Annotated in this window: 17 protein-coding genes; 10 read left to right on the top strand and 7 right to left on the bottom strand. The window is 73.8% G+C overall.

The features are described 5' to 3' along the window. Positions 1-287: 287 nt before the first annotated feature. Positions 288-1055 carry an alpha/beta hydrolase gene (locus ACFCY1_RS12900; protein WP_375874525.1) on the bottom strand — a complete coding sequence of 256 codons (768 nt, stop codon included), beginning with the start codon at positions 1053-1055 and terminating at the stop codon, positions 288-290. A gap of 234 nt (positions 1056-1289) precedes the next feature. On the opposite strand from ACFCY1_RS12900, the gene ACFCY1_RS12895 reads away from it, so the two are divergent. Continuing rightward, positions 1290-1910, top strand: a complete 621-nt coding sequence (locus tag ACFCY1_RS12895) for a hypothetical protein (protein WP_375874524.1) — start codon at positions 1290-1292, stop codon at positions 1908-1910. A gap of 242 nt (positions 1911-2152) precedes the next feature. Further along, positions 2153-3070, top strand: a complete 918-nt coding sequence (locus ACFCY1_RS12890) for a DUF6891 domain-containing protein (protein ID WP_375874523.1) — start codon at positions 2153-2155, stop codon at positions 3068-3070. A 54-nt stretch (positions 3071-3124) separates the two neighbouring features. Here the strand turns inward: ACFCY1_RS12890 and ACFCY1_RS12885 are convergent, their stop codons facing one another. Together ACFCY1_RS12885 and ACFCY1_RS12880 are read right to left on the bottom strand one after the other, a co-directional pair. Then, entirely contained in the window at positions 3125-4033 is a 909-nt protein-coding gene (locus ACFCY1_RS12885; RefSeq protein WP_375874522.1) for a diacylglycerol kinase, read from the bottom strand. Then, positions 4030-5598 carry an FAD-binding oxidoreductase gene (locus ACFCY1_RS12880; RefSeq protein WP_375874521.1) on the bottom strand — a complete coding sequence of 523 codons (1569 nt, stop codon included), beginning with the start codon at positions 5596-5598 and terminating at the stop codon, positions 4030-4032. Before ACFCY1_RS12880 ends, ACFCY1_RS12885 begins: the two co-directional genes overlap by 4 nt. A 74-nt stretch (positions 5599-5672) precedes the next feature. Here ACFCY1_RS12880 and ACFCY1_RS12875 point away from each other — a divergent pair, with 74 nt between their 5' ends. Together ACFCY1_RS12875 and ACFCY1_RS12870 are read left to right on the top strand one after the other, a co-directional pair. After that, the gene (locus ACFCY1_RS12875) at positions 5673-6302 is read left to right on the top strand and encodes a TetR/AcrR family transcriptional regulator (RefSeq protein WP_079272406.1); all 630 of its coding nucleotides are present in this window, start codon (positions 5673-5675) and stop codon (positions 6300-6302) included. Then, complete coding sequence (locus ACFCY1_RS12870; protein ID WP_375874520.1) at positions 6299-7975, top strand: glycerol-3-phosphate dehydrogenase/oxidase; 1677 nt, start codon at positions 6299-6301, stop codon at positions 7973-7975. Before ACFCY1_RS12875 ends, ACFCY1_RS12870 begins: the two co-directional genes overlap by 4 nt. Here the strand turns inward: ACFCY1_RS12870 and ACFCY1_RS12865 are convergent. Together ACFCY1_RS12865 and ACFCY1_RS12860 are read right to left on the bottom strand one after the other, a co-directional pair. Beyond that, on the bottom strand, positions 7963-8376 hold the full coding sequence (locus tag ACFCY1_RS12865; protein ID WP_375874519.1) for a hypothetical protein: 414 nt from the start codon (positions 8374-8376) through the stop codon (positions 7963-7965). The genes ACFCY1_RS12870 and ACFCY1_RS12865 overlap by 13 nt on opposite strands. A 253-nt stretch (positions 8377-8629) precedes the next feature. Further along, a complete protein-coding gene (locus ACFCY1_RS12860) occupies positions 8630-8932 on the bottom strand; it encodes a hypothetical protein (protein WP_074004108.1) in 303 nt (100 codons plus the stop codon). A 128-nt stretch (positions 8933-9060) separates the two neighbouring features. Between ACFCY1_RS12860 and ACFCY1_RS12855 the strand changes: the two genes are divergently transcribed. Both ACFCY1_RS12855 and ACFCY1_RS12850 read left to right on the top strand, forming a co-directional pair. Beyond that, entirely contained in the window at positions 9061-9477 is a 417-nt protein-coding gene (locus tag ACFCY1_RS12855) for a hypothetical protein (protein WP_159028378.1), read from the top strand. Between the two features lie 148 nt (positions 9478-9625). Then, positions 9626-10201 carry a TerD family protein gene (locus ACFCY1_RS12850; protein WP_049650185.1) on the top strand — a complete coding sequence of 192 codons (576 nt, stop codon included), beginning with the start codon at positions 9626-9628 and terminating at the stop codon, positions 10199-10201. A gap of 77 nt (positions 10202-10278) precedes the next feature. Here the strand turns inward: ACFCY1_RS12850 and ACFCY1_RS12845 are convergent, their stop codons facing one another. Next, positions 10279-11589, bottom strand: a complete 1311-nt coding sequence (locus tag ACFCY1_RS12845; protein ID WP_375874518.1) for an FAD-dependent monooxygenase — start codon at positions 11587-11589, stop codon at positions 10279-10281. A 287-nt stretch (positions 11590-11876) separates the two neighbouring features. Between ACFCY1_RS12845 and ACFCY1_RS12840 the strand changes: the two genes are divergently transcribed. From ACFCY1_RS12840 to ACFCY1_RS12825, 4 genes are all read left to right on the top strand, one after another. Then, a complete protein-coding gene (locus ACFCY1_RS12840) occupies positions 11877-13919 on the top strand; it encodes an FAD-dependent oxidoreductase (protein WP_375874517.1) in 2043 nt (680 codons plus the stop codon). 175 nt (positions 13920-14094) lie between these two features. Then, a complete protein-coding gene (locus ACFCY1_RS12835) occupies positions 14095-14685 on the top strand; it encodes a YcxB family protein (RefSeq protein ID WP_375874516.1) in 591 nt (196 codons plus the stop codon). A 78-nt stretch (positions 14686-14763) separates the two neighbouring features. Beyond that, positions 14764-15348, top strand: a complete 585-nt coding sequence (locus ACFCY1_RS12830; RefSeq protein ID WP_375874515.1) for a PadR family transcriptional regulator — start codon at positions 14764-14766, stop codon at positions 15346-15348. 91 nt (positions 15349-15439) lie between these two features. Further along, entirely contained in the window at positions 15440-16201 is a 762-nt protein-coding gene (locus ACFCY1_RS12825; RefSeq protein ID WP_375874514.1) for a hypothetical protein, read from the top strand. 97 nt (positions 16202-16298) lie between these two features. Here ACFCY1_RS12825 and ACFCY1_RS12820 read toward each other — a convergent pair whose 3' ends face one another. Further along, positions 16299-20585 carry a LamG-like jellyroll fold domain-containing protein gene (locus ACFCY1_RS12820; RefSeq protein WP_049650192.1) on the bottom strand — a complete coding sequence of 1429 codons (4287 nt, stop codon included), beginning with the start codon at positions 20583-20585 and terminating at the stop codon, positions 16299-16301. Positions 20586-21010: the final 425 nt, after the last annotated feature.

Raw genomic sequence — 21010 nt, 5'->3', positions numbered from 1 at the left:
TGTCTCGTCACCGCACGCTCAACCCCCGGGCGGCGCAGGCGTGGCGCTCGCTCGGACCTCGGTGGTTCAGGATCTCCGGGGTTTCAGGGGGCTGACGGCGCGTGACCGAAAGCCCCCACCCTGGATGCCTCAGGGCTCGACATGCCCGGCACGCTACCCGACCCCCTTCCGCCGGGTCACCCGGTTTTCCCGGCGGCCGGGCCGGGAGCCACCGGCCGGCGCGCCGCGAATCGAGGAGGGCCCGCGCCCTCCTCGATCGCGACGGCCGGCCGGCACCGGCCTACTGCCTACCGTCCACCGGGACCGGCCTGCGGCTGGCGCAGGTGCCGGGCGAAGAACCCGGCCGCGTCCTCGCCCGCGAACCGCGGGACGCCCGTGTGCCCGCCCATGTTGGCGTGCAGCGTCTTCTCCCGGGAGCCGAAGGCGTCGAACAGGTCCAGGGATGCCTGCCGGTCGTTGCCCTCGTCGTCCCACTGCAGGAGGACGTGCAGCGGAATGGTGACCCGGCGGGCCTCCTCGAACACGGCACGGGGAACGAGGCTCCCGGCGAAGAGGCCGGCGGCCACGATGCGCGGCTCGACCACCGCCAGCCGGACGCCGATGGAGATGACTCCCCCCGAGTACCCGACCGGGCCGCCGATCCCGGGCAGGGCGAGGAGGGCGTCCAGGGCGGCCCGCCATTCCGGGACGGACTTGTCGACGAGCGGGAGGACGAGGGCGTCGACGATCTCCTCGCCGACCGGCTCGCCGGCCTCCATGGCCCGGCGCAGGTCGGCGCGCGCCTGCTCGAGGGCGGCCCAGCGGGGCCGGTCCCCGCTGCCGGGGAGCTCGATGGTGGCCGCGGCGAAGCCGTCCGCCGCGCAGCGTCGGGCCCGGGCGACCAGCCGGGGGTGCATCCTGCGCAGTCCGAGCGGGGGGTGGCCGAGCAGGACCAGCGGGACCGGCTCGGACGGGGAGGCGGATGCGGGCGTCCACAGGATGCCGGGGATCTCGCCGAGGGTGAACCCACGCTCGAGGACGCCGCCGTCGAGGTGCTGTTCGGAAGTGAAACGCATGGTCGTGCCTTTCGGGAGTGCACTGGAACGGCGCTCCCGGACGACGACCTATCGCCCGACCGTGACCCCGGAGGAGAGCACCCATGTCGAAACGTTCACGGGTACCACCTCCTCGTTCTCTCGCACGGCCTCCAGGAGGCTAGCAGACCGGCGGTACCGGGGCACCGGAGAACCTCTCGGCCGGGCCGGGGCGGGCAGCGCCCCAGGATGCCCGGAAACCGAGGAGGGGGTTCGATGGCGAACCGTGGGAGAGCCGGCGGCATCGTGGCCGTCACCGCGCTGCTGCTGCCGCCGGCGCTGTGGGCGGTGGGGCGGATGGAGTCCGGCAACGGCGGGCGGGCGGTGGCGGCCGACGTCCTGAACCGGCCGTGGGCGATGCTCGGCCTGGCCGCCGTCCTGCTGCTGGCCGCGGTCGTGGTCCGCGGCCGGTGGGACGTCGTCGGCGGGCTGGCGTCGGCGTTCGCGGTGTTCGGGCTGCTGCTGTCGGGTGGCGGCCACGTCCTGCAGATGTTCGGACCGAAGGTCCAGGGGGTGAGCCGCACCGCCTCCCCGGAGCGGGCGGACCACGTCCTGACGGTGGCCCACCACGACGATCCGGAGGGCTACAACGGGCGCTACTTCGTCCGGCTGGAGACCGGCACCGGCCTGGCGACCCGCCGCTGGGACGTCCTCGCCCTCCACACGGGCGGCTTCCGGGGCCAGGGGGAGTTCGTCGCGGCGGAGTGGGCCGGGTCCGGCCGGGTCAGGGTCACCACCGACGCCGGCTACCGCGTCTTCACCGTCGACCCGGGCTCCGGCGAACCGACCCTCACCGAGAGCGTCGGCGAGCTGAAGTCCCTCGTCCAGGGGGCCTGAGCACGGACGACGGGACGTTCGCCGCCGAGGCCGCCGCGGCCTGGGACGACGGGTTCACGGTGGTGGAGGGGCCGGGGCGGGAGAACCGCGTGCCGCTGGAGACGGCGGCCGTGGCGGCGGCCGTGGCGCTGCCGGCCGGCCGGGTACGGGCGTGGCGGGCCTGAACCGCCGGATCTGTTGCGGGGATCGGCCGCCGGGGATCGGCCACGGGGATTGTCAGTGCCGTGTGCAACGGTGACGTCATGCTGGCGATCACGGTGCAGACGAACGAGACGCGGCACCTGAGGGTGTCCGCGGACGACCTCGCGGGGATGGTCCGGCGCATCGGTGCGCCGGACGACCGCTTCCTCGTCGTGGAGCGGATACCGGACCTGCCGGACGTGTACGTGCAGGTGTGGCACGCCGACGGCGAGGAGTACACGCTGGAGCACCGGGACGGCTCCGCCGAGCGGCACTTCGAGGTGCGGCTGGACGGGCCCGAGCCGGTGGTCGCGGCGATGACGGGCTGGGCGCGCGGTGCGGCGGGCTGGGACGAGGGGCTGGACTGGCAGCCGCTCGACCTGGGCCCGGCGCCGGCGCCGGTGCCGCCGATCGACCTGGAGGCGGGCGAGCGGCGGGAGTTGGAGGACCGGCTGCGGCTGACGCTGGCCTGCGGCTACACCGACCGCGCCCGGCTCGCCGAGCAGGCCGAGGAGCACCTGGTCGCGGGCGACCGCCGCCCGCTCTCGCGCCCCCAGGCCGAGCAACTCGCCGACCGGCTCTGGCTGGAGCGGGTCGGCGAGCAGACCGGCTGGATCGGCGAGACGGATCCGGAGCGCCTGGCCCGGGCCTTCGCCGCCCTGGAGGCGGGCGGCATCACGGCCCGGGAGGACTTCGGCTGCTGCCGCTCCTGCGGCGACGCCGAGATCGCCGAGGCCGGCGAGGCCGACGCCCGCGGCTTCGTCTACTTCCACGCCCAGGGCACCGAATCCGCCGCCCTCGGCCACGGACTGTCCCTGCTGTACGGCGGCTTCGACGGCTCCCCGGCGGCCACCGCCGCGGTCGGGAAGGAGGTGGTCGCCGCCCTGGCGGAGGCCGGCCTGCCGACGGTCTGGAACGGCGACCCGTCCCAGGCCGTCGAGATACGCCCGCTGCTGTGGCGCCGCCGCCTGGCGGGGTGAGACCGGCACCGCGGTCCGGCGGCACCCCGACGGCCGGACGGCGGCGTCAGCCCCTCACGGCACCAGCACCCGCAGGGCGTCCGGTACCACCGCGACGTCCACCGGGAGCGCGGCGATGAACTCGCCGTCGGCGTAGGCGGTGATGCCGGGGGACTCGATCCGCAGGGCTTCGGTGCGCAGCGTGGTGACCTCCGGGTAGGTGATGTGGGTGCCCTTGAAGAGCGTGGGGAAGAAGCGGGCGATGCGCAGCCGGGGCATGGCGTCGACGAGGGTGAGGTCGAGCAGTCCGTCGTCGGGCAGGGCGGCGGGGCACATCAGCATGCCGCCGCCGTAGCTGCGGGTGTTGCCGACGGCGGCCAGGGTGAGGTCGCGTTCGATGACGGTGCCGTCGGCGAGGGTGATGCGGAACGGCAGCGGGCGGAGGTTGGCGAACTCGGCGGCGATGGCGAGGTTGTAGCGCATCCGGCCGCGCGGCCAGCGCAGCCGGTTGGCGCGGTCGCTGACCAGGGAGTCGAAGCCGGTGGCGAGGACGGAGCCGTACCAGCGCACCGCCCCGTCCGGGCCGGTGATCCGGCCGAGGTCGACGCCGCGGGTGCGCCCGGCGGCGATGACGTCGGCGGCGGCCTCGGGGGCGCCGAGCGGCAGGCCGTACTCGCGGGCGTGGTCGTTGCCGGTGCCGGCCGGTATCACGCCGAGCGGGACGGGCGTGCCGGCCAGGGCCTGGAGGGCGAGGTTGATCATGCCGTCGCCGCCGACCACGGCCACCGCGTCCACGCCGTCGGCCGCCGCCTCGCGGGCGAGCCGGACGGCGTCCTCGGGGGAGCGCCCGGCCCGCGGTTCGACGTCGACGCCGAGGGCCCGCAGCCGGGTGGTGGCCCGGTGGGCGGCGGGCTCGGCGTGGCCGATGCCCGCCGCCGGGTTGGTGAGAACGGCGACCCTGCGGACGGTTCTCACGTCGTTCACGGGATCAGCTTGCCCGGGTTGAGGATGCCCGCCGGGTCGAGTTCGGCCTTGACGGCGCGCAGGATGCGCACGCCGAGGTCGCCGATCTCCTCGGTCATCCAGGGCCGGTGGTCGGCGCCGACGGCGTGGTGGTGGCTGATGGTGCCGCCGGTGCGGAGGATGGCGTCCCCGGCGGCGCGCTTGGCGGTACCCCAGCGGGTGAGCGGGTCCTCGCCGAGGGCGGCGACGACGGTGAAGTAGAGCGAGGCGCCGGTCGGGTAGACGTGCGAGACGTGGCAGAGCACCAGGGAGCCGGGCAGGGCGCCGGTGAGCGCCTCGGTGACGGCGGCCCGCAGGGCCGGCAGCCGGCTCCAGGAGGCCGCGGTCTCCAGGGTCTCGCACAGCGCGCCCGCGGCGAGCAGCGAGTCGCGCAGGTAGGGGGCGCTGAACCGGCCGTGCTCCCAGGCCCGGGCGGGGCCCTCGCCGAGCGAGGTGCCGCCGGCGGCGAGCAGGGCGTCGCGGGTGAGCTGCTGCCGGGCGGCGACCTGGGCGGCGCCGCCCTCGAAGACGGTGACGGCCAGGCAGCCGCTGACCGCCGGGGCGCCGCCGATCTGCTCGGTCATGGCCAGGTTGATCATGGTCTCGGCCTCGTCGGAGAGCCGGATCACGGTCGGGCCGGTGCCCTGCTGCTCGACGGCGCGCAGCGCGGCCGTGCCGGTGGCGAAGTCGGGGAAGCTCCACGCCTCGTACGCCTTGACGGCGGGCAGCGGGTGGACGCGCAGCCGGACGGCGGTGATCACGCCGAGGGTGCCCTCGGAGCCGAGGAAGAGCTGGCGCAGGTCGGGGCCGGCGGCGGAGGCGGGGGCGCGGCCGAGGTCGAGCACCCCGGCCGGGGTGACGACGCGCAGCCCGCGCACCATCTCGTCGAAGCGCCCGTACCCGGCCGAGTCCTGGCCGGAGGAGCGGGTGGCCGCGAAGCCGCCGATGGTGGCGTAGCGGAAGCTCTGCGGGTAGTGGCCGAGCTCCCAGCCGCGCTCGGCGAGCAGCTCCTCCGCGGCCGGGCCGGTGAGGCCGGCGCCGAGGACGGCCTCGCCGGAGGTCTCGTCCAGGTCGAGCAGCTGGTCAAAGCGGCGCAGGTCGAGGGAGACGACGGCGGCGAGGCCGCCGCGCTCGGGGTCGAGGCCGCCGACCACGCTGGTGCCGCCGCCGAACGGGACGACGGCGATGCGGCGTTCGGCGCACACCGCGAGGACGGCGGCGACCTCCTGCTCGCTGCCGGGCAGCACGACGGCGTCGGGGGCGTCCTGCGCCTCGCGGCTGCGGCGGCGCAGCAGGTCCGGGGTGGACTTGCCGCCGGCGCGCGGCAGCCGGTCGGCGTCGGCGGCGCTGACGTGCTCCTTGCCGACCGCGCCGGCCAGCGCGTCGAGGTCCTCGGCGGAGAGCCGGGACGGGTGCAGGACGACCTCGTCGGCGCTCGGCCCGGGGGCGGCGTCGCCGGTGACGCCGAGGGCGGCGGCGAGCAGTCCCTTGATGTCGGCGGACAGCTCCTTGGCCAGGGCCGGGTCGCCCCAGGCGTCCCACTTCATCGGGGGGAGCGGAAGTGCGGCGCCGGCCGGTCCCGCTTGCGTCTCAGGTGCCATGCGTTACAGTTTCACACATCATGTCAAGTAGTAACGACGAGCCCGAGACGCCGGGCCAGACCCACGGGGGCACCGGCCAGGTCCCGGGGGCCCGCAGCACCGACGACGCGATCCTGGACGCCGCCGCCGACCTGATGGTCCACCTCGGCGTGCGCCGCACCCAGCTCGCCGAGATCGCCCGCCGTGCCGGGGTCAGCCGGCCGACCGTCTACCGCCGCTGGCCGGACGTCCGGGCGGTGATCGGCGCGCTGCTCACCCGGGAGATCCTGGCCACCCTGGAGGCCGCCGTGCCGACCGGCCGGGACCGGGAGGCCTTCGTCGAACGGACCGTGGAGATCGCCGTCCGGCTGCGCGACCACCCGGTGATCGGCGCGCTGCTGCGCTCCGACGACTCCGACCTGCTGCTCGAGTACGTCGTCGAGCGGCTCGGCGCCAGCCAGCGCGGCCTGCTGGAGGCACTGCGCACCGGCATCGAGCAGGGCCAGGCGCACGGCTCGATCCGGGAGGGCGAGCCGCTCGAACTGGCCGCCATGGTCCTGCTGACAGCCCAGTCCACCGTCCAGTCGCACCGCATGGTCGCCTCCCTGCTGCCCGAGGCGGCCTGGCGGCGCGAACTGGCCAGAGCACTGAACGGATACCTCGCGCCATGACCCCCACCGCAGGCCCGCACACCGGTCCGCACTCCAGCTCGCACACCGGTCCGTCCTTCGGTTCGCACGCGGGCCCGTACACCGGTCCGCACGCCGGGACCTCCCGGCTCAACGCCGTCCGAAGGGCGGCGGAGCTGGAGGCGCTCGGCGACGACGCCCGGATCGACCTCCTGGTCATCGGCGGCGGCGTCACGGGTGCCGGAGTGGCCCTGGACGCGGCCTCGCGCGGCCTGCGCACGGTGCTGGTCGAGGCCCGTGACCTCGCCTTCGGGACGAGCCGCTGGAGTTCCAAGCTGGTGCACGGCGGCCTGCGCTACCTCGCCTCCGGGCGGATCAAGGTGGCTCGGGAGAGCGCGGTGGAGCGCGGCGTGCTGATGACCCGCACCGCCCCGCACCTGATCCGCGCACTGCCCCAACTGGTGCCGCTGCTCCCGGACCTGCTGCGCCCCGGCCAGGCCGCGCTGATCCGTACCGGCTTCCACGCCGGGGACGCGCTGCGCCTGACGGCCGGCACCCCGGGCGCGCTGCTGCCCCGGGTGCGCCGGATCGACGCCGACCGGACCCGCCGGCTGGTGCCGGGCGTGCGGACGGACGGGCTGCGCGGCGCGCTGGTCGCCCACGACGGCCAACTCGTGGACGACGCCCGGCTGGTGGTCGCACTGGCCCGGACCGCCGCGCAGTACGGTGCCAGCGTGCTGACCAGGGTGCGCGCCGAGCAGGTCACCGGCACCTCAGCCCGGCTGGTCGACACCCTGACCGGGCGGGAACTCGCCGTCCGGGCCGGCGCGGTGGTCAACGCCACCGGCGTCTGGGCGGGCGAGGTGGACACCTCGATCCGGCTCCGGCCCAGCCGGGGCACCCACCTGCTGGTGGACGCGAAGGCCCTCGGCAACCCGGCCGCCGCCCTCACCGTGCCGGTGCCCGGCTCCACCAGCCGTTTCGTCTTCGCCCTCCCGCAGCAGCTCGGCCGGGTCGCGATCGGCCTGACCGACGAGGACGCCCCGGGCCCGATCCCGGACGAGCCGCAGCCCACCGAGGCCGAGTGCTCCTTCCTCCTCGACACCGTCAACGCCGCCCTCGCCACCGCCCTGACCAGGGCGGACGTGATCGGCGCCTACGCCGGGCTGCGCCCGCTGATCGACACCGGGGACGGCAGCACCGCCGACATCTCCCGCGAGCACGCGGTGCTGGAGAGCCCGTCCGGGGTGATCACCGTGGTCGGCGGCAAGCTCACCACCTACCGCCGGATGGCCGAGGACGCGGTGGACGCCGCCGTCCGGCTGCGCGGCCTGCCCGCCCGCGCCTGCTGGACGGCCCGGCTGCCGCTGGTCGGCGCCCCCGGCCACGGGGACAGCCGCCCGCTGCCCGCCGGGGTCCCGGAGGGCGGAACCGCCGGGCGGGTGCCCGCCTCACTGCTCGCCCGCCACGGCGGCGCGGCCCACGAGGTGCTGGCGGCCGGGGAGTTGACGCCGATCGCCGAGGGCCTGGACGTGACCCGCGCCGAGATCGCCTACGCCGTCAGCCACGAGGGCGCGCTGGACGCGGCCGACGTGCTCGACCGCCGCACCAGGATCGGGCTGGTCGCGGAGGACGCCGAGCGGGCAAGGAAGGCGGTCGAGGAGATCGTCGAGGGGACCGTCGAGGAGCGTGCCGGGCGGCGTCAGGACGGCTGAGCGGCCCGGGGGAAGGGGGCGAGGTCCGGCTCCACCCAGGTGGTCCGGGCCCGCTCGCCCGCGAGCGTCCCGGGCCGGTAGTGGCGGGTGAGCAGCTCCTTGTCGAGCAGCTCGGGGTGGCGGGCCGCGAACGTGTCGAAGTCCGGTGCGGCGTCGGCGTGGTGGGCCACCAGCTCGACCCAGGCGCGGGTCATGGTGACGTGGAACTTCTGCGGTGCGCCCGCCTTGGCGGCCGTGCGCCGGATGCCCTCGCCGACCAGGGTGAGGGCGTCGGCGGCGCCGTGGCGGCGCACCGCGAGCCAGGTGAGCCGGACGTGCTGGCGGTGGCCGAAGCGCTCGGAGCCGGCCATCGCCTCGCCCAGGAGGGTGTCGAAGGCGTCAGGGGTCGCGGGGGTGGTCATGGGAGGGCTTTCGTCGTGGGGGTCCGGGCCGGTGGGTCCGGACGGTGGATCGTAAGGTTTGGTGGCATTTGCGGGCAAACCGCCCGAACGGGTGGTTTCGGTGCACCGAAGGGGATCGCGGACGGTCGAGGGTTGACCGAGGGGGTCGGCCACGAACGGGGAACGGGGTCTCCGGCTCCACGCCCTCGGAAGGCGGCCGTGGATGGGCGCGGCCGTGCGGAGGAGGCGGAATTCGCGGGGGGAGGAAGCGGAATCAGCGCGCCGTGCGCTCGGGCATCGGGTGCTCGGCGCCGGACAGCTCCAGGACGCAGGAGAGCGGGTGCTCGGCCCGGCCGGTGCGGTCCAGCCGCACCGCGAGCGGCCTCGGCGGGGTCGGCGGCTCCTCGGCGACCTGGGCGGTGAGGGTCAGTGGATAGTCGCCGTGCCCGTGGACGCGGTGGAAGTCGCACTCCTTGCCGTCGACCAGCAGCTCGGTCTCGGTGATCCAGCCGGACCGGACGTTGACGGTCACCGAGTGCCCGCCCTGGTCGAGGTGGAAGCTGTACCGCTGGCGCATCGGGACCTCCGGCGACCGGGCCTGCGACGAGGGGAGACGGCGGCGAGCCGACGAGGGGGAACGGGGGAAGAGCGGACGAGGGGAAGTCCACTGCCAGTCTAGGGCGGGAGGTCGCTAGGGTGCTCGGCATGCGGAGCACAGCGGGCGGCCTGCGGCCGTACGGGCCGGACGAGGAGGTGGCCGAGGACGAGTACGTCCTCGGCCTGTACCGGGTGCCGGTCAAGGCGAGGACGGGGCGCGGGGCCGGCCCGGCGCCGCAGCCCGGGCGGCTGGAGGCCTGGGTCGACGGCGGCGCCCTGCGGGCCGTCCTGCGCCGTCTGGGTGCGCGGACCCTGCCCACCCTCGCCCGCCACGAGCCGGACCTCGACTTCAGCAGCCGGATCCGGCAGCCGTCGATGGCCGCGCTGGTCCGGGAGATCGAGCAGGTGGACCTGGCCCGGCTCCCGGCCGCCGAGCGCGAGGTGCTCGGCCTGCTGCTGGGCTGGGGCCGCAGGGCGACGGCCGAGAACGGTGCGCTGCGGATCGAGATCGACGCCGTGCGGTGACGTCCTGGCCGGGCCGGCGGCTGTTCCCCCGCAGGGTTCCCGTGTGCGACCCGGAGAAATTCCCGGGGTGGGCCCGCCTGCAGACGGATTCTCGTGATCTCTACAGTGTTGTAGATTCGTCCACAGGGAGAGATCAGAGGAGGGCATTGTGGGAGTTTCGCTGGCCAAGGGCGGCAACGTCTCGCTGAGCAAGGAGGCGCCCGGTCTGAGCGCCGTGATCGTCGGTCTCGGCTGGGACGTGCGCACCACCACCGGGGCCGACTACGACCTGGACGCCAGTGCGCTGCTGTGCAACGCGCTGGGCAAGGTGGTCTCGGACCAGCACTTCGTCTTCTTCAACAACCTCCGCAGCCCCGAGGGTTCGGTCGAGCACAGCGGCGACAACCTGACCGGCGGCGGAGACGGGGACGACGAGCAGATCAAGGTCGACCTGGACCGCGTCCCGGCCGACGTGGCCAAGGTGGTCTTCCCGGTGTCGATCTACGACGCCGACGCCCGGCTGCAGAACTTCGGCCAGGTGCGCAACGCGTTCATCCGGATCGTCAACCAGGCCAACGGCCTGGAGATCGCGCGCTACGACCTGACCGAGGACGCCTCGACCGAGACCGCGATGGTCTTCGGCGAGCTGTACCGCAACGGCAACGAGTGGAAGTTCCGCGCCATCGGCCAGGGCTACGCCTCCGGCCTGCGCGGCATCGCGACCGACTACGGCGTCAACGTCTGACCGTCGCCAGTCGGTAGCGGTCGACGCCCGTTCGCCCGAAGCGGGTCGACCGGGGTTCGGCAGTCACGGCCACGCGCTCAGTCGGTACGGCCGAGCGCGTGGCCGCCGAAGCCCCCGCCGCCGGTGAACTGGTGGTGCCACCAGGCGGTCATGGCCGGTTCGTCCATCCCCGACCAGTCCGGTGCCGCGGTGACCTGGGCCCGGCCCAGGGTGCGGCCCAGCTCCACCAACTCCCGCCCGGCCGCCGTCCGTTCGCGGTCGTAGGCGGCCAGCAGAGCTGCCCAGGAGCCGGCCTCCCGCCCGGCCAGCTCGAAGGCGTGGGCATCCTGGATCGCCTTCACCGCGCCGCTGGTGTTGTGCGGGCGCACCACGGTGGCCGCGTCCCCGCCGATCAGCAGCCGTCCGGCCGTCCGGGCCGGGGCCGCCAGGTCGTAGACCGGCTGGAGGAAGGTCCGTTCGCGCGGGGTCAGGGTGACCAGGCCGGCCCAGTACGGCGGCAGGTACCGCTCGGCGAGCCGGCGCAGCTCGTCCACCTGCGGGTCGGTGAGGCTGCCCGCCGGGATGCTGGTCGGGCCGTCCAGGCGCAGCCAGGCGGGGGTGGGGGCGTAGAAGACCCAGTTCACCTGGGTGCGGCCGGGCGCGACCCCGGGGATGCGGTAGATCACCACCTGGCCGCCGGGGTAGCAGGCGGTGATGCACTGCTCCTCCGGCCAGGGCGCCGCGCCGCCGGGCAGCTCGGCCAGCAGGGCGGCGTCGTAGCTGCCTCGCCAGCACACGTACCCGGCGTACTCGGGCTCGGCCTGCGGGCAGACGGCCTCGCGGACCACCGAGCGGTAGCCGTCGGCGCCGATCACCAGGTCGTACGTCTCGCGGCCGCCGTCCGTCTCGACCCAGGCGCCGTCCGTCTCGGCCCGGGTGCCGTCCGGCTCGGCCTGGGGGCCCTCCGACCCGCCGCCGTCCGGTTCGCCCCCGCGCGGCTCGTTGCCGACGGCCGTCACCGTGGCACCCAGCCGGAACTCGACCTGCTCGGGCATCCGTTCACGCAGGGCCTGCCAGAGCACGCCCCAGTGGTGCGAGTGGAACGGGAAGGGCTGGGCCCAGAGCAGTCGCCCGCAGCCGTCCGGCCCGTCGCCCTCGCCGGCCGCGCCCCGGGCGACCCAGCGGCGGACGGTGAGGCGGTGGCGGCGGGTGTCCGCATCGAGGTGTCCGGCCCGGACCAGTTCGTCGAAGCGGTCGTTGTGGGTGCACAGGCCCACGCCGCGGTCCTCCAGGTGCCCGGGGCTGCGTTCCAGCACCACCACCCGTTCCGCGCCGAGCCGGGCGGCCGCGCCGGCGAAGGCGCTCCCGGCGATGCTGCCCCCGACCACGGCCACCGAGCCACCGCGCACGGTCGCTCCTCTCCTGAGTCCCGAGCTTCGAGTCCGCGGCGTCCCCGCGATGCGATGTCCCCCCGCGACGCCCCCGCGATGTCCGGGACACGACGATACGCGTCCGGTCGGTCCCCGGAGCCGTGTTCGAGCCATCCGGAGGGCCCTCCCGGCGACCCGGGAGAGCCTTATGCAACTAGTTGCATACCCCGCCGCCCGTCCCCTACCCTGCGGTAACAACGCCCCCGGTTCACAACGCCCCGGTCCACTCCCCGGTCCACTTCCCGCCCGCGCCCCAGGAGACGTCGATGAGCGCCCACCCCGGCAGCAACCGCTACCCGCACCTGCTCAGCCCGCTCGACCTCGGCTTCACCACCCTGCCCAACCGCGTGATCATGGGCTCGATGCACGTCGGCCTGGAGGAGGCCCCCGGCGGCTACGAGCGGATGGCCGCCTTCTACGCCGAGCGGGCCCGCGGCGGCGTCGGCCTGATCGTCACCGGCGGCATCGCCCCCAACGAGGCCGGGCGCCCCTGGGAGGGCGGCGCGATGCTGACCACCGAGGAGGAGGCCGACAGGCACCGCGTGGTCACCGACGCGGTGCACGCCGCCGGCGGCAGGATCGCCCTCCAGATCCTGCACTTCGGCCGCTACGCCTACCACCGCGACCTGGTCGCCCCCAGCGCGATCCAGGCCCCGATCAGCCCCTTCACGCCCAACGCGCTCACCGCCGAGCAGGTCGAGCAGACCATCGAGGACTTCGCCCGCTGCGCCGAACTCGCCCGCCGCGCCGGGTACGACGGCGTCGAGATCATGGGCTCCGAGGGGTACCTGGTCAACGAGTTCATCGTCGCCGCGACCAATCACCGCGAGGACGAGTGGGGCGGCACGTACGAGCGGCGGATGCGCTTCCCGGTGGAGATCGTCCGCCGGGTCCGCGAGCGGGTCGGCGAGGACTTCATCATCGTCTACCGCCTCTCCATGCTCGACCTGGTGCCCGGCGGCTCCACCCTCGACGAGGTCGTGCGGCTCGCCCAGGCCGTCGAGGCCGCCGGGGCGACCATCATCAACACCGGCATCGGCTGGCACGAGGCCCGCATCCCCACCATCGCCACCTCCGTGCCGCGCGGCGCCTTCGGCTGGGTGACGAAGAAGGTGATGGGCAAGGTCGGCATCCCGCTGGTCACCACCAACCGCATCAACACCCCCGAGATCGCCGAGCAGTTGCTCGCCGAGGGCAGCGCGGACCTGGTCTCGATGGCCCGCCCGCTGCTCGCCGACGCCGACTTCGTCGCCAAGGCCCGGGACGACCGCGCCGAGGCCATCAACACCTGCATCGGCTGCAACCAGGCCTGCCTCGACCACACCTTCAACCTCCAGATCACCTCCTGCCTGGTCAACCCGCGCGCCTGCCACGAGACCGAACTCGTCCTCGGGCCCACCCAGTTGCGCAAGCGGATCGGCGTCGTCGGGGCGGGCCCGGCCGGCCTCGCCTTCGCCGTCTCCGCCGCCGAGCGCGGCCACGACGTCACCCTGTACGACGCCGCCGAGGCGATCGGCGGGCAGCTGAACATCGCCCGGCGCATCCCCGGCAAGGAGGAGTTCGACGAGACGCTGCGCTACTTCCGCACCCGGCTGGCCGAGTTGGACGTCACGCTGCGGCTCGGCGCGACCGTCACCGCCGAGCAGCTGGCCGGGCAGGGCCACGACGAGCTCGTCCTCGCCACCGGCGTCACCCCGCGAACTCCCGCCGACATCCCGGGAATCGACCACCCCAGCGTGCTCGGCTACCTCGACGTGCTGCGCGACGGCGCGCCGGTCGGCGAGCGGGTCGCCATCCTCGGCGCCGGCGGCATCGGCTTCGACGTGGCCGAGTTCCTCACCGACCCGGGCGACGCGGCGAGCCTCAACCCGCCGGTGTTCCAGGCGAAGTGGGGCATCGACCCGGAGTACCGCGAGCGCGGCGGCCTGCGCGCCCCGGAGCGGCCGAAGCCCCCGCGCAGCGTCCACCTGCTCCAGCGCAGGACCAGCAAGGTCGGCGCCGGCCTCGGCAAGACCACCGGCTGGATCCACCGCACCGAGCTCAAGCACCGCGGCGTGGTGATGGTCCCCGGCGTCACCTACGACCTGATCGACGACGCCGGTCTGCACATCACGGTGGACGGCGAGCGCCAACTGCTGCCCGTGGACACCGTCGTGCTCTGCACCGGCCAGGAGCCGCGCCGCGACCTGTACGAGGCGCTGCGCGAGCGCGGCCTGCCGGTGCACCTGATCGGCGGCGCCGACGTGGCCGCCGAACTGGACGCCAAGCGCGCCATCAAGCAGGGCACCGAGCTCGCCGCGGCGCTCTGAGCCCCCGCGTTCCGCACGGTCGGCGCCCCCGCGTCCCGCACGGTCGGCGCCCCCGCGTCCCGCACGGTCGGTGCCCCCGCCGCGAGCGGGGGCGCCGACCGAAAACCACTCGCCGTCCGCCCGGGGGCCGTTGCTAGTATCCGCAGGTCGCAGCGCGGATCACGGTGCGCGGGGCGTGGAGCGGATCACAGGGGAGAGCAGGCCGATGGACGAGCAGGGCGAGACGGCGTACGCGCCGATGGCGGACGAGCCGGCGGCGGACGAGCGGGTCGAGTTGGCGTACACGCCCACGGTGGCGGACTTCCGGGAGGCCCTGGCCGCCCGGTCCCGGGCGACGCGCGCGGGCCGGCGCCAGCGGGCGTTCCTGTACCTGCTCGTCGTCTGCGGCCCGCTCATCGCCGCGCTCGACCTCTCCACCGGCAAGGGCATCGGCTTCCCGCCGGTGTTCATGGTGCTCGCCGCGCTGGCCCTGCTCCTCTGGCTGCCCCGGCTGCAGGCCGGCCAGTTCCACAAGTTGACCGCCGACAAGGGCGAGTTCACCGCCACCGTGGCGGCGTCCGGCGTGACCATCACCAACCGCCACTCCACCAGCACCCTGACCTGGCAGGCGGTCCCGCACCACGTGGAGACCCCGGGGCTGTTCGTCCTGCTGAGCAACGACAAGAACAACTCCTGCCTGGCCGTCCTGCCCAAGCGCGGCACCGCCGACCCCGACCGGCTGCGCGCCGTGCTCGACCGGCACGCCCCCGCGCCCACCCGGGGCTGAGCCCGACCCGTCCCGCGCGCCCGTACCCCGCCTTCGCCTCGTCCGTCCCCCCTGCCCGCTCCCCGTACGATCGACGGCATGTCGCTGCCGCACGCCATCCTCACCGCCCTGCTGGAGAAACCGTCCTCGGGGCTGGAGCTGACCAGGCGGTTCGACCGGTCGATCGGCTTCTTCTGGCCCGCCACCCACCAGCAGATCTACCGCGAACTGGGCCGGCTGGAGGCCTCCGGACAGATCCGGGCCCTCCGGCCGGAGGCGCCGGTGCGCGGGCAGAAGAAGGAGTACGAGGTGCTCCCGGAGGGCCGCGCCGAACTGGCCCGCTGGACCGCCGAGGGCGCCGCGCCGCGCGCCGTCCGGGAGCCACTGCTGCTGCGGCTGCGGGCGGCCGCGGTGGTCGGCACGGACGGCCTGGCGGCCGAGCTGGAACGCCATCTCGCCCTGCACCGCGAGCAGTTGGCCGACTACCGGGAGATCGAGCGGCGCGACTTCCCGGCCGAGCGGGCGGACGAGGAGAACCGGCTCCAGCACGCGGTGCTGCGGGCCGGCATCGGACTGGAGAGCTTCTGGGTGCAATGGCTCGCCGAGACCCTCGACACCCTGCCGGCCGAGCCCTCCCGCCCGGCCCGCCCCTCCGACGCTTCCGCGGCCTCCGACCGGCCCTGACCTGCGCCGATCCCCGCCCGCGCGCCCGGCCCAGCCCCCGGTGGGACACTGGTGGCCTGTCCCTTCCCGAACTCTCGACCGGGGGACCCGTATGTCTCTGACCAGGCCCTTCCACGCCCTCACCGCCGCGGCCGTCGTCGTGGCGGTCGCCCTGGGCCCGGCCGCCCTCCCGGCGTCCGCCGCAACCGCCCAGCCACTGCCCTCCGCCGACCAGCTGAAGTCGGCCCTGCTGACCGCGGCCGACCTCGGCCCCGGCTGGACCGAGCCCCCGGCGACCCAGAGCCCCAGCCCCAGCGCCGGCGCGAGCCCCAGCGCGAGCCCGTCGAACCCGGTGACCGGATGCGACGCGCTCAGCGCCCTGATCAACATGTACGTCACCCGGCCGGGCGCGGCGATCCCGCGCGCCGAGACCGAACTCGACGGCCCGAACGGCAACCCGATGGTCACCCAGGCCCTCGCGGCCGAGCCGTCCGACCAACTCGCCACCGACTTCAACTCCGCCGCCGACGCCCTGAAGACCTGCCACACCATCACCTTCAACGCCGGCCCCAGCGACACCGTGACCTTCACCGTCAGCCCGGTCACCCTCGGCGACCGCAAGGACGCCCCCGCCGTCCACCTCGACGGCACCCTGGCCGGCGTCCGACTCAACGGCTACGTCGGCATCGAACGCTTCGGTACGGTGGCCATGGCCTTCGGCTACTTCGAACGCCAGGGCAGCAACGAACAGACCGCCTCCATGGAGTACCGCACCGCCGTCGCCAAGGTCGAACGCGCCCTCGGCGCCAAGGCCGGCAGCACCACCGCCCCCACGGCCGTCCCCGCCACCCCCACTGAGGGCCGCCGCGTCTGACCCTCCTCGCCCTCCGAACACCACCGCGGCCCCCCACCGAACGCACGAGGCGCTCGGCGAGGGGCCGCGGTGGTGGCCTGACGACGACCGACGGGGGCTACACGCCCGCGAGGGTCTGGTTGTCGAAGAGCCAGTGCTGGTTCGCCTGGTTTCCGCATGGCCAGACGGCCAGTGCGGTGGTGTTCTGCGTGTTGGACGCGGGCAGGTCCAGGCACCTGTTCGACGCCGGGTTGAAGAGCGTGCCGTCGTAGCGGCGGATCCAGGTCTGGGCCCCGGAGTTGTCGCACGCCTGCGAGACCACCGGGGTGCCGTCGATGACGTTGGCGTCCCGGGTGCCGATGCAGAGCCCGTTCGGTACGGTCTTGAGCTGGTTGTCCCGGGTAGCGGTGAAGTGCTGCTTGTCACCGTTCCAGCAGTCGTAGATCACCACCGGCGAGCCCGCGGTGCTGCCCCAGTTGTCCAGGCACTTGTGCTTGTCGACCGCACTGCGGATGTGGACGATGGACTGCGACGTGGCGACGGTGTTCACCTGGGGGTCGGTCAGCGCGTACGGGTAGACCCGGACGTCGCTGATCGCGCCGTTGACGAGGTCGGCGGGGACGTCCTTGTTGTACGCGGCGCCGCCGATGTTGAGGCTGCCCGCCGGCGGCTTCCACGTGGTTCCCACCTTGGTGGAGCCGACGGCCAGGCCGTTGACGTACAGGGTGGCCATGCCGTTCGTGGCGTTGTAGGTGCCGGTCAGGTGGGTCCACTGGCCGACCGTGGCCGTGGTGCGGCCGCTCTGGTCGTACGCGGTGTACCAGGCACTCGCGTTGAAGCTGTCGTTGCTCGGCAGGACGAAGGCCCAGTTCTTGAGGGACTTCGAGTACTGCAGATAGAACGGGCTGGCCTCGTTGCCGGTGAGCGAGACCGCGGTGTGGTAGCCGTCGGTGTTGTTGATCTTCACCCAGGCTGAGACGCTGTAGCTCTGGGTGGTGTCCAGCCCCGGGGTGTTGGAACCGGAGTTGACCGGCGCGGTGGTGCGGTAGACCGTCGTGCCGTCGAAGGCGGTCGCCTTGTTCGCCGCACGGTTGTGGTCGGTGGTGAGTGCGGCCCCGGCCGGGTAGGTGGCCTTGGGGTCGCCGCCGTTCCTGTACAGCGTGTTGGTGCCGCTGCTGTCACCGGTGCCGTCGAGCGCCCACCACTGGGGGGAGACCGAGGTGTTCCCGATCGGGCTGGGACCGGCCAGCCAGCCGAAGCCGGCCGAGGGGTTGCCGGGGGTGGTGGGCTGGCCCCACCAGATCTCCAGGGAACCGTCGGCCTTCCGGGCCCAGAGGCCGGGGTTGCCGTTGCCGGTGAGGTCGCCGTCCGAGCCGACGGTCGGGTAGGTGTCGGTGGAGACCCAGCCGATCCGGGTGCCGACCGGCGCCATCTGGGTCAGCGTCGGCACGAGCAGCGGCTTGCCGTTGCTGTCGATGACGGGCGCGCCCAGGCTGTCGGTCGCGGTGACGGTCCCGGTGGTGAAGGTGTAGGCGAGGAGGTCGTCCTTGGGTCCGTCGGCGGCGGCCGCGAGGTTGCGGGCCCACAGGCCCGGGCGGCCCTGCTTGGCCCAGTCGCCGGGGGTGATCAGCTCCTTGTCCTTCCACCCGGACGCGGCCAGCTGGACAGGCTTGCCCAGGGTGTTGGCGTTGGTGGCCGGATAGTACCAGAGAGCCGCGTCGGCACCGTTGTTGGTGCTCTCGACGGTGAGTAGACCGGTCTTGTTCTTGAAGCCCAGCTTGGGGTCGAGGTCGGTGCTGACCGGGTCGCCGAGGGCGGCGATCCGCAGCGTGCCGGACCAGTCGGCGGCGTTGTACCCAGCGGCCTTCAGCCAGGCGCAGTCCTCGGACGCGGTCGGGACGCACTTCGGCTTGGCGATCGGCACCGACTTGTCGATCCGGCCGTAGGCGCCGGTGTTCCCGGGGTTCTGGTAGAGCCGCAGCAGCGGGTCACCGGGAGCATGGGCGAACACGTCGTCGATGTTGTTGCCACCGGTGAGCGTGCCGCGGTGGGCGATCTGGATGGTGTTCCAGCCCTTGCCGCCGGGCGCGTCGGCCGGGGTGGCGACGGCCGCCACGGCCGGGGAGCGGACCTTCGAGTTGCCCGGGGCGTTGTAGGCGCGCAGGTAGCCGGCCTGGTCGGGCTGCAGGATGTCCGGGGCGCCGTCACCGGTGACGTCACCGAAGACGGGCGGCGGGCCGTCCGGGTTCCACGGCACGTAGAAGGAGTACTGCGCGACCGGCGAGACGTTGCGCGCGTTGTCCATCACCTGCATGTACAGGATGTTGGTGCCCCAGCGGGAGAGCGTGACGGGGAACCCGTTGCTGATGCCGCCACCGCAGTACCAGCCGTCCCCGGCGAACTGCGGGTCCCAGGACCAGCGCGCGCAGACCACACCGGAGGCGTTGCCGCCCGGGGCCGGGTCGGCCGCGGTGTACGGCACCAGGCCCTCCTGGCCCACGTGCTTCCTGGTCACCTGGCCGTTGCCGGACGGCGGGAGCTTGTAGTCGAGCTCGGCCTCCGGCAGCAGGGTGTTGGCGTCCGGGACGGAGAGGGTCGGCGGGGTCAGGTCGACGCCGAAGCGGCAGGCCGGGCTCCCGCCGGACCGCTGGACCAGCCCGTCGGTGGCCATGACGTCCCAGCCGTACACGTGGCCGTCCTGGAGCAGGCCCTGCTTGACCTGGAACGCGGCCGTGCCGCCGTTGGCCACCTCGGGAGTCTGGCCGCTGTCGGCCCGGTTGGTGTCGGCGTAGTCCCAGATGCCCATCCAGCCGTAGAGCGACTGCTGGACCGGGCTGCTGACCGTCGCGTTGAGGGTGACGGCGCCGTTGAAACCGGACGCGGAGTTCATCCAGCCCATCGTGCCGCCGGTGCAGCCCTGGTTGTCTGCCCACGGCACGGCCGTGGTGGGAGCGGGGGAGGCGTACGTGCCGGTCGGGACGTTGGGGACGCGGTCGTACTCGATCTCGACAGCGGGGCTGTAGCCGAGCCGCTTGAACGCCGACATGTTGGACTCGTCGCGGGCGAACACACCGAAGGTGAGGGTGTCGCGGCTGGTACCGAAGTTCTGGTAGACCCCGGTCACGTCGTAGTTGAACTGGTACTCGCCGCCGCAGCCGGGCTGACCCGCGCCGGGGACCGAGGCCTCGCCGAGTCGGCCGCCCTGGTTCGTGGGCGGATTGCTCCAGCTGGTCTGGTCGCTGATCGGGCTGGTGAGGTAGAGGTCCAGGGTGTACTTGTTGGTGCAGGAGAAGTCCGAGGACTCGTGCTCCCACACCGACATGGTCGCGCGGTTGATGATCGCGCCGCGGTACCAGTGGGTGTCGAACTGGAAGTAGGAGCGCTCGATGCCCTTGTCGACCCGGTAGCCCTGGTAACCGACACCGGGCCGCGCGTACTGGTCCCCGCTGCCGGTGGTCCGCCCGATGTTGGCCTTGCCGGGGTAGGCGGCCTGGGTCCAGGTCCAGTTGTTGGCCACGTTACGGTCGGGGATCCAGGCCGGGTCGATGAACCACGGGCCCTGGCCCTTGCCGAGCACCGCGTCGTCGGTGGTCAGCTCGACGGCGTCGGCCGTGACGGTGGTCGACATGGTGGCGACCTTCGCGCCGTAGCCCGGGCCCTCGGCGGTGCTGCGCGCCTCGGACTTCGCCTGCGGGGCGTCTCCGGCCGAAGCGCTCAGGGCGGGGGCCGACTTGGCGGCCGCCACCGGGGCGGCGGCAGAGCTGTCCCACATCTGCGGGCTGGGGGCGTGCCAGCGGGACGTACCGTCGGCGGCCGCGGCGGTGAGGTTGCCGGCCTCGTCGGCCCGGACGGTGACGCCCTTGCCCTGGGTACCGAAGCGGACCTTCTTCAGCGCCGGGTTCTTCGCCGCCTCCGCGGTCTTGACGATCAGGACGGTGGAGAGCCCGCCGAACTTGGAGGCGGTCACCTTGAGGTCGACGCCGGGGGCGACCTCGGGGTAGATCAGCGCGTCCCCGCTCGGGTCGATCGCCGGCTTGGTGAGCGGGAACGGCGAGTCGATGGTGAGCGTCTCGCCGTCGGCGCTGGTCAGGGTGGCGAGCGGGCCCTGGCCACCGCCGGACAGGCGCAACCCCGACAGCGCGGTCTTCGGCCGGTAGCCACCCTGCCCGTCCGGGACGAGAGCGCCGTCAAGCGTCGCCCAGGCGCCGTTCTGATTCACCCGCTGCGGCTCGACGTGCTCGGTGCGCTTGAGGTGGCCGGCCGGGGTCGCGACGGTCTCGCTGACCTCGTCCGTCAACTCCGGGATCGGGACGGGCTTGCCGGACTTCTGCGCCTCGGCGATGGCCTTGTCGGTCGGGCTGAGCAGCGGCTTGTTGCCGGCGCGCTCGGCGTCGACCGTGGCCATCTGCGCGGCGAGCTCCGGCGGGATGGCCGAGGGGCTGGCGGCGGGGCTCCCGGCCGGAGCGTCGGCCGGGGTGGTGGCAGTGGCCGATGGACCGTCAGCGAAGGCGAACGGTGTGATCGAGGTCAGCGCCAGGGCGAGGCCGACTGCGGTGGCGACAGCGGTCCGTGACGGATATCTGGAACGGCGCGCTTCGGAGGTGGCTCCGAGCGGAGCGGCAGGCATGGTGAAGTCCCCCCACGTGAGATGTCCTGATCTAGCCTGACCAGGCGGGATCTGACTCTGCAGAGGATGTGTGCAGAGGCGCCCAGCAAACTACCGCTGCCGGTCAAAGGATCGTCAACTTCTTATTTCTGCAGACGTGTCCGATTTGGTGGGTCGTCCGCCAATTTTCTCGAATGTGATATCGATCACATCCTCAGCCTTTC

It is taken from the genome of Kitasatospora sp. NPDC056273 (genome assembly GCF_042268845.1).
In the GTDB taxonomy this organism is placed as follows: Bacteria; Actinomycetota; Actinomycetes; order Streptomycetales; family Streptomycetaceae; genus Kitasatospora.
The sequence above is the reverse complement of the archived record's forward strand: the minus strand, read 5'-3'. Positions and strand labels throughout refer to the sequence as shown.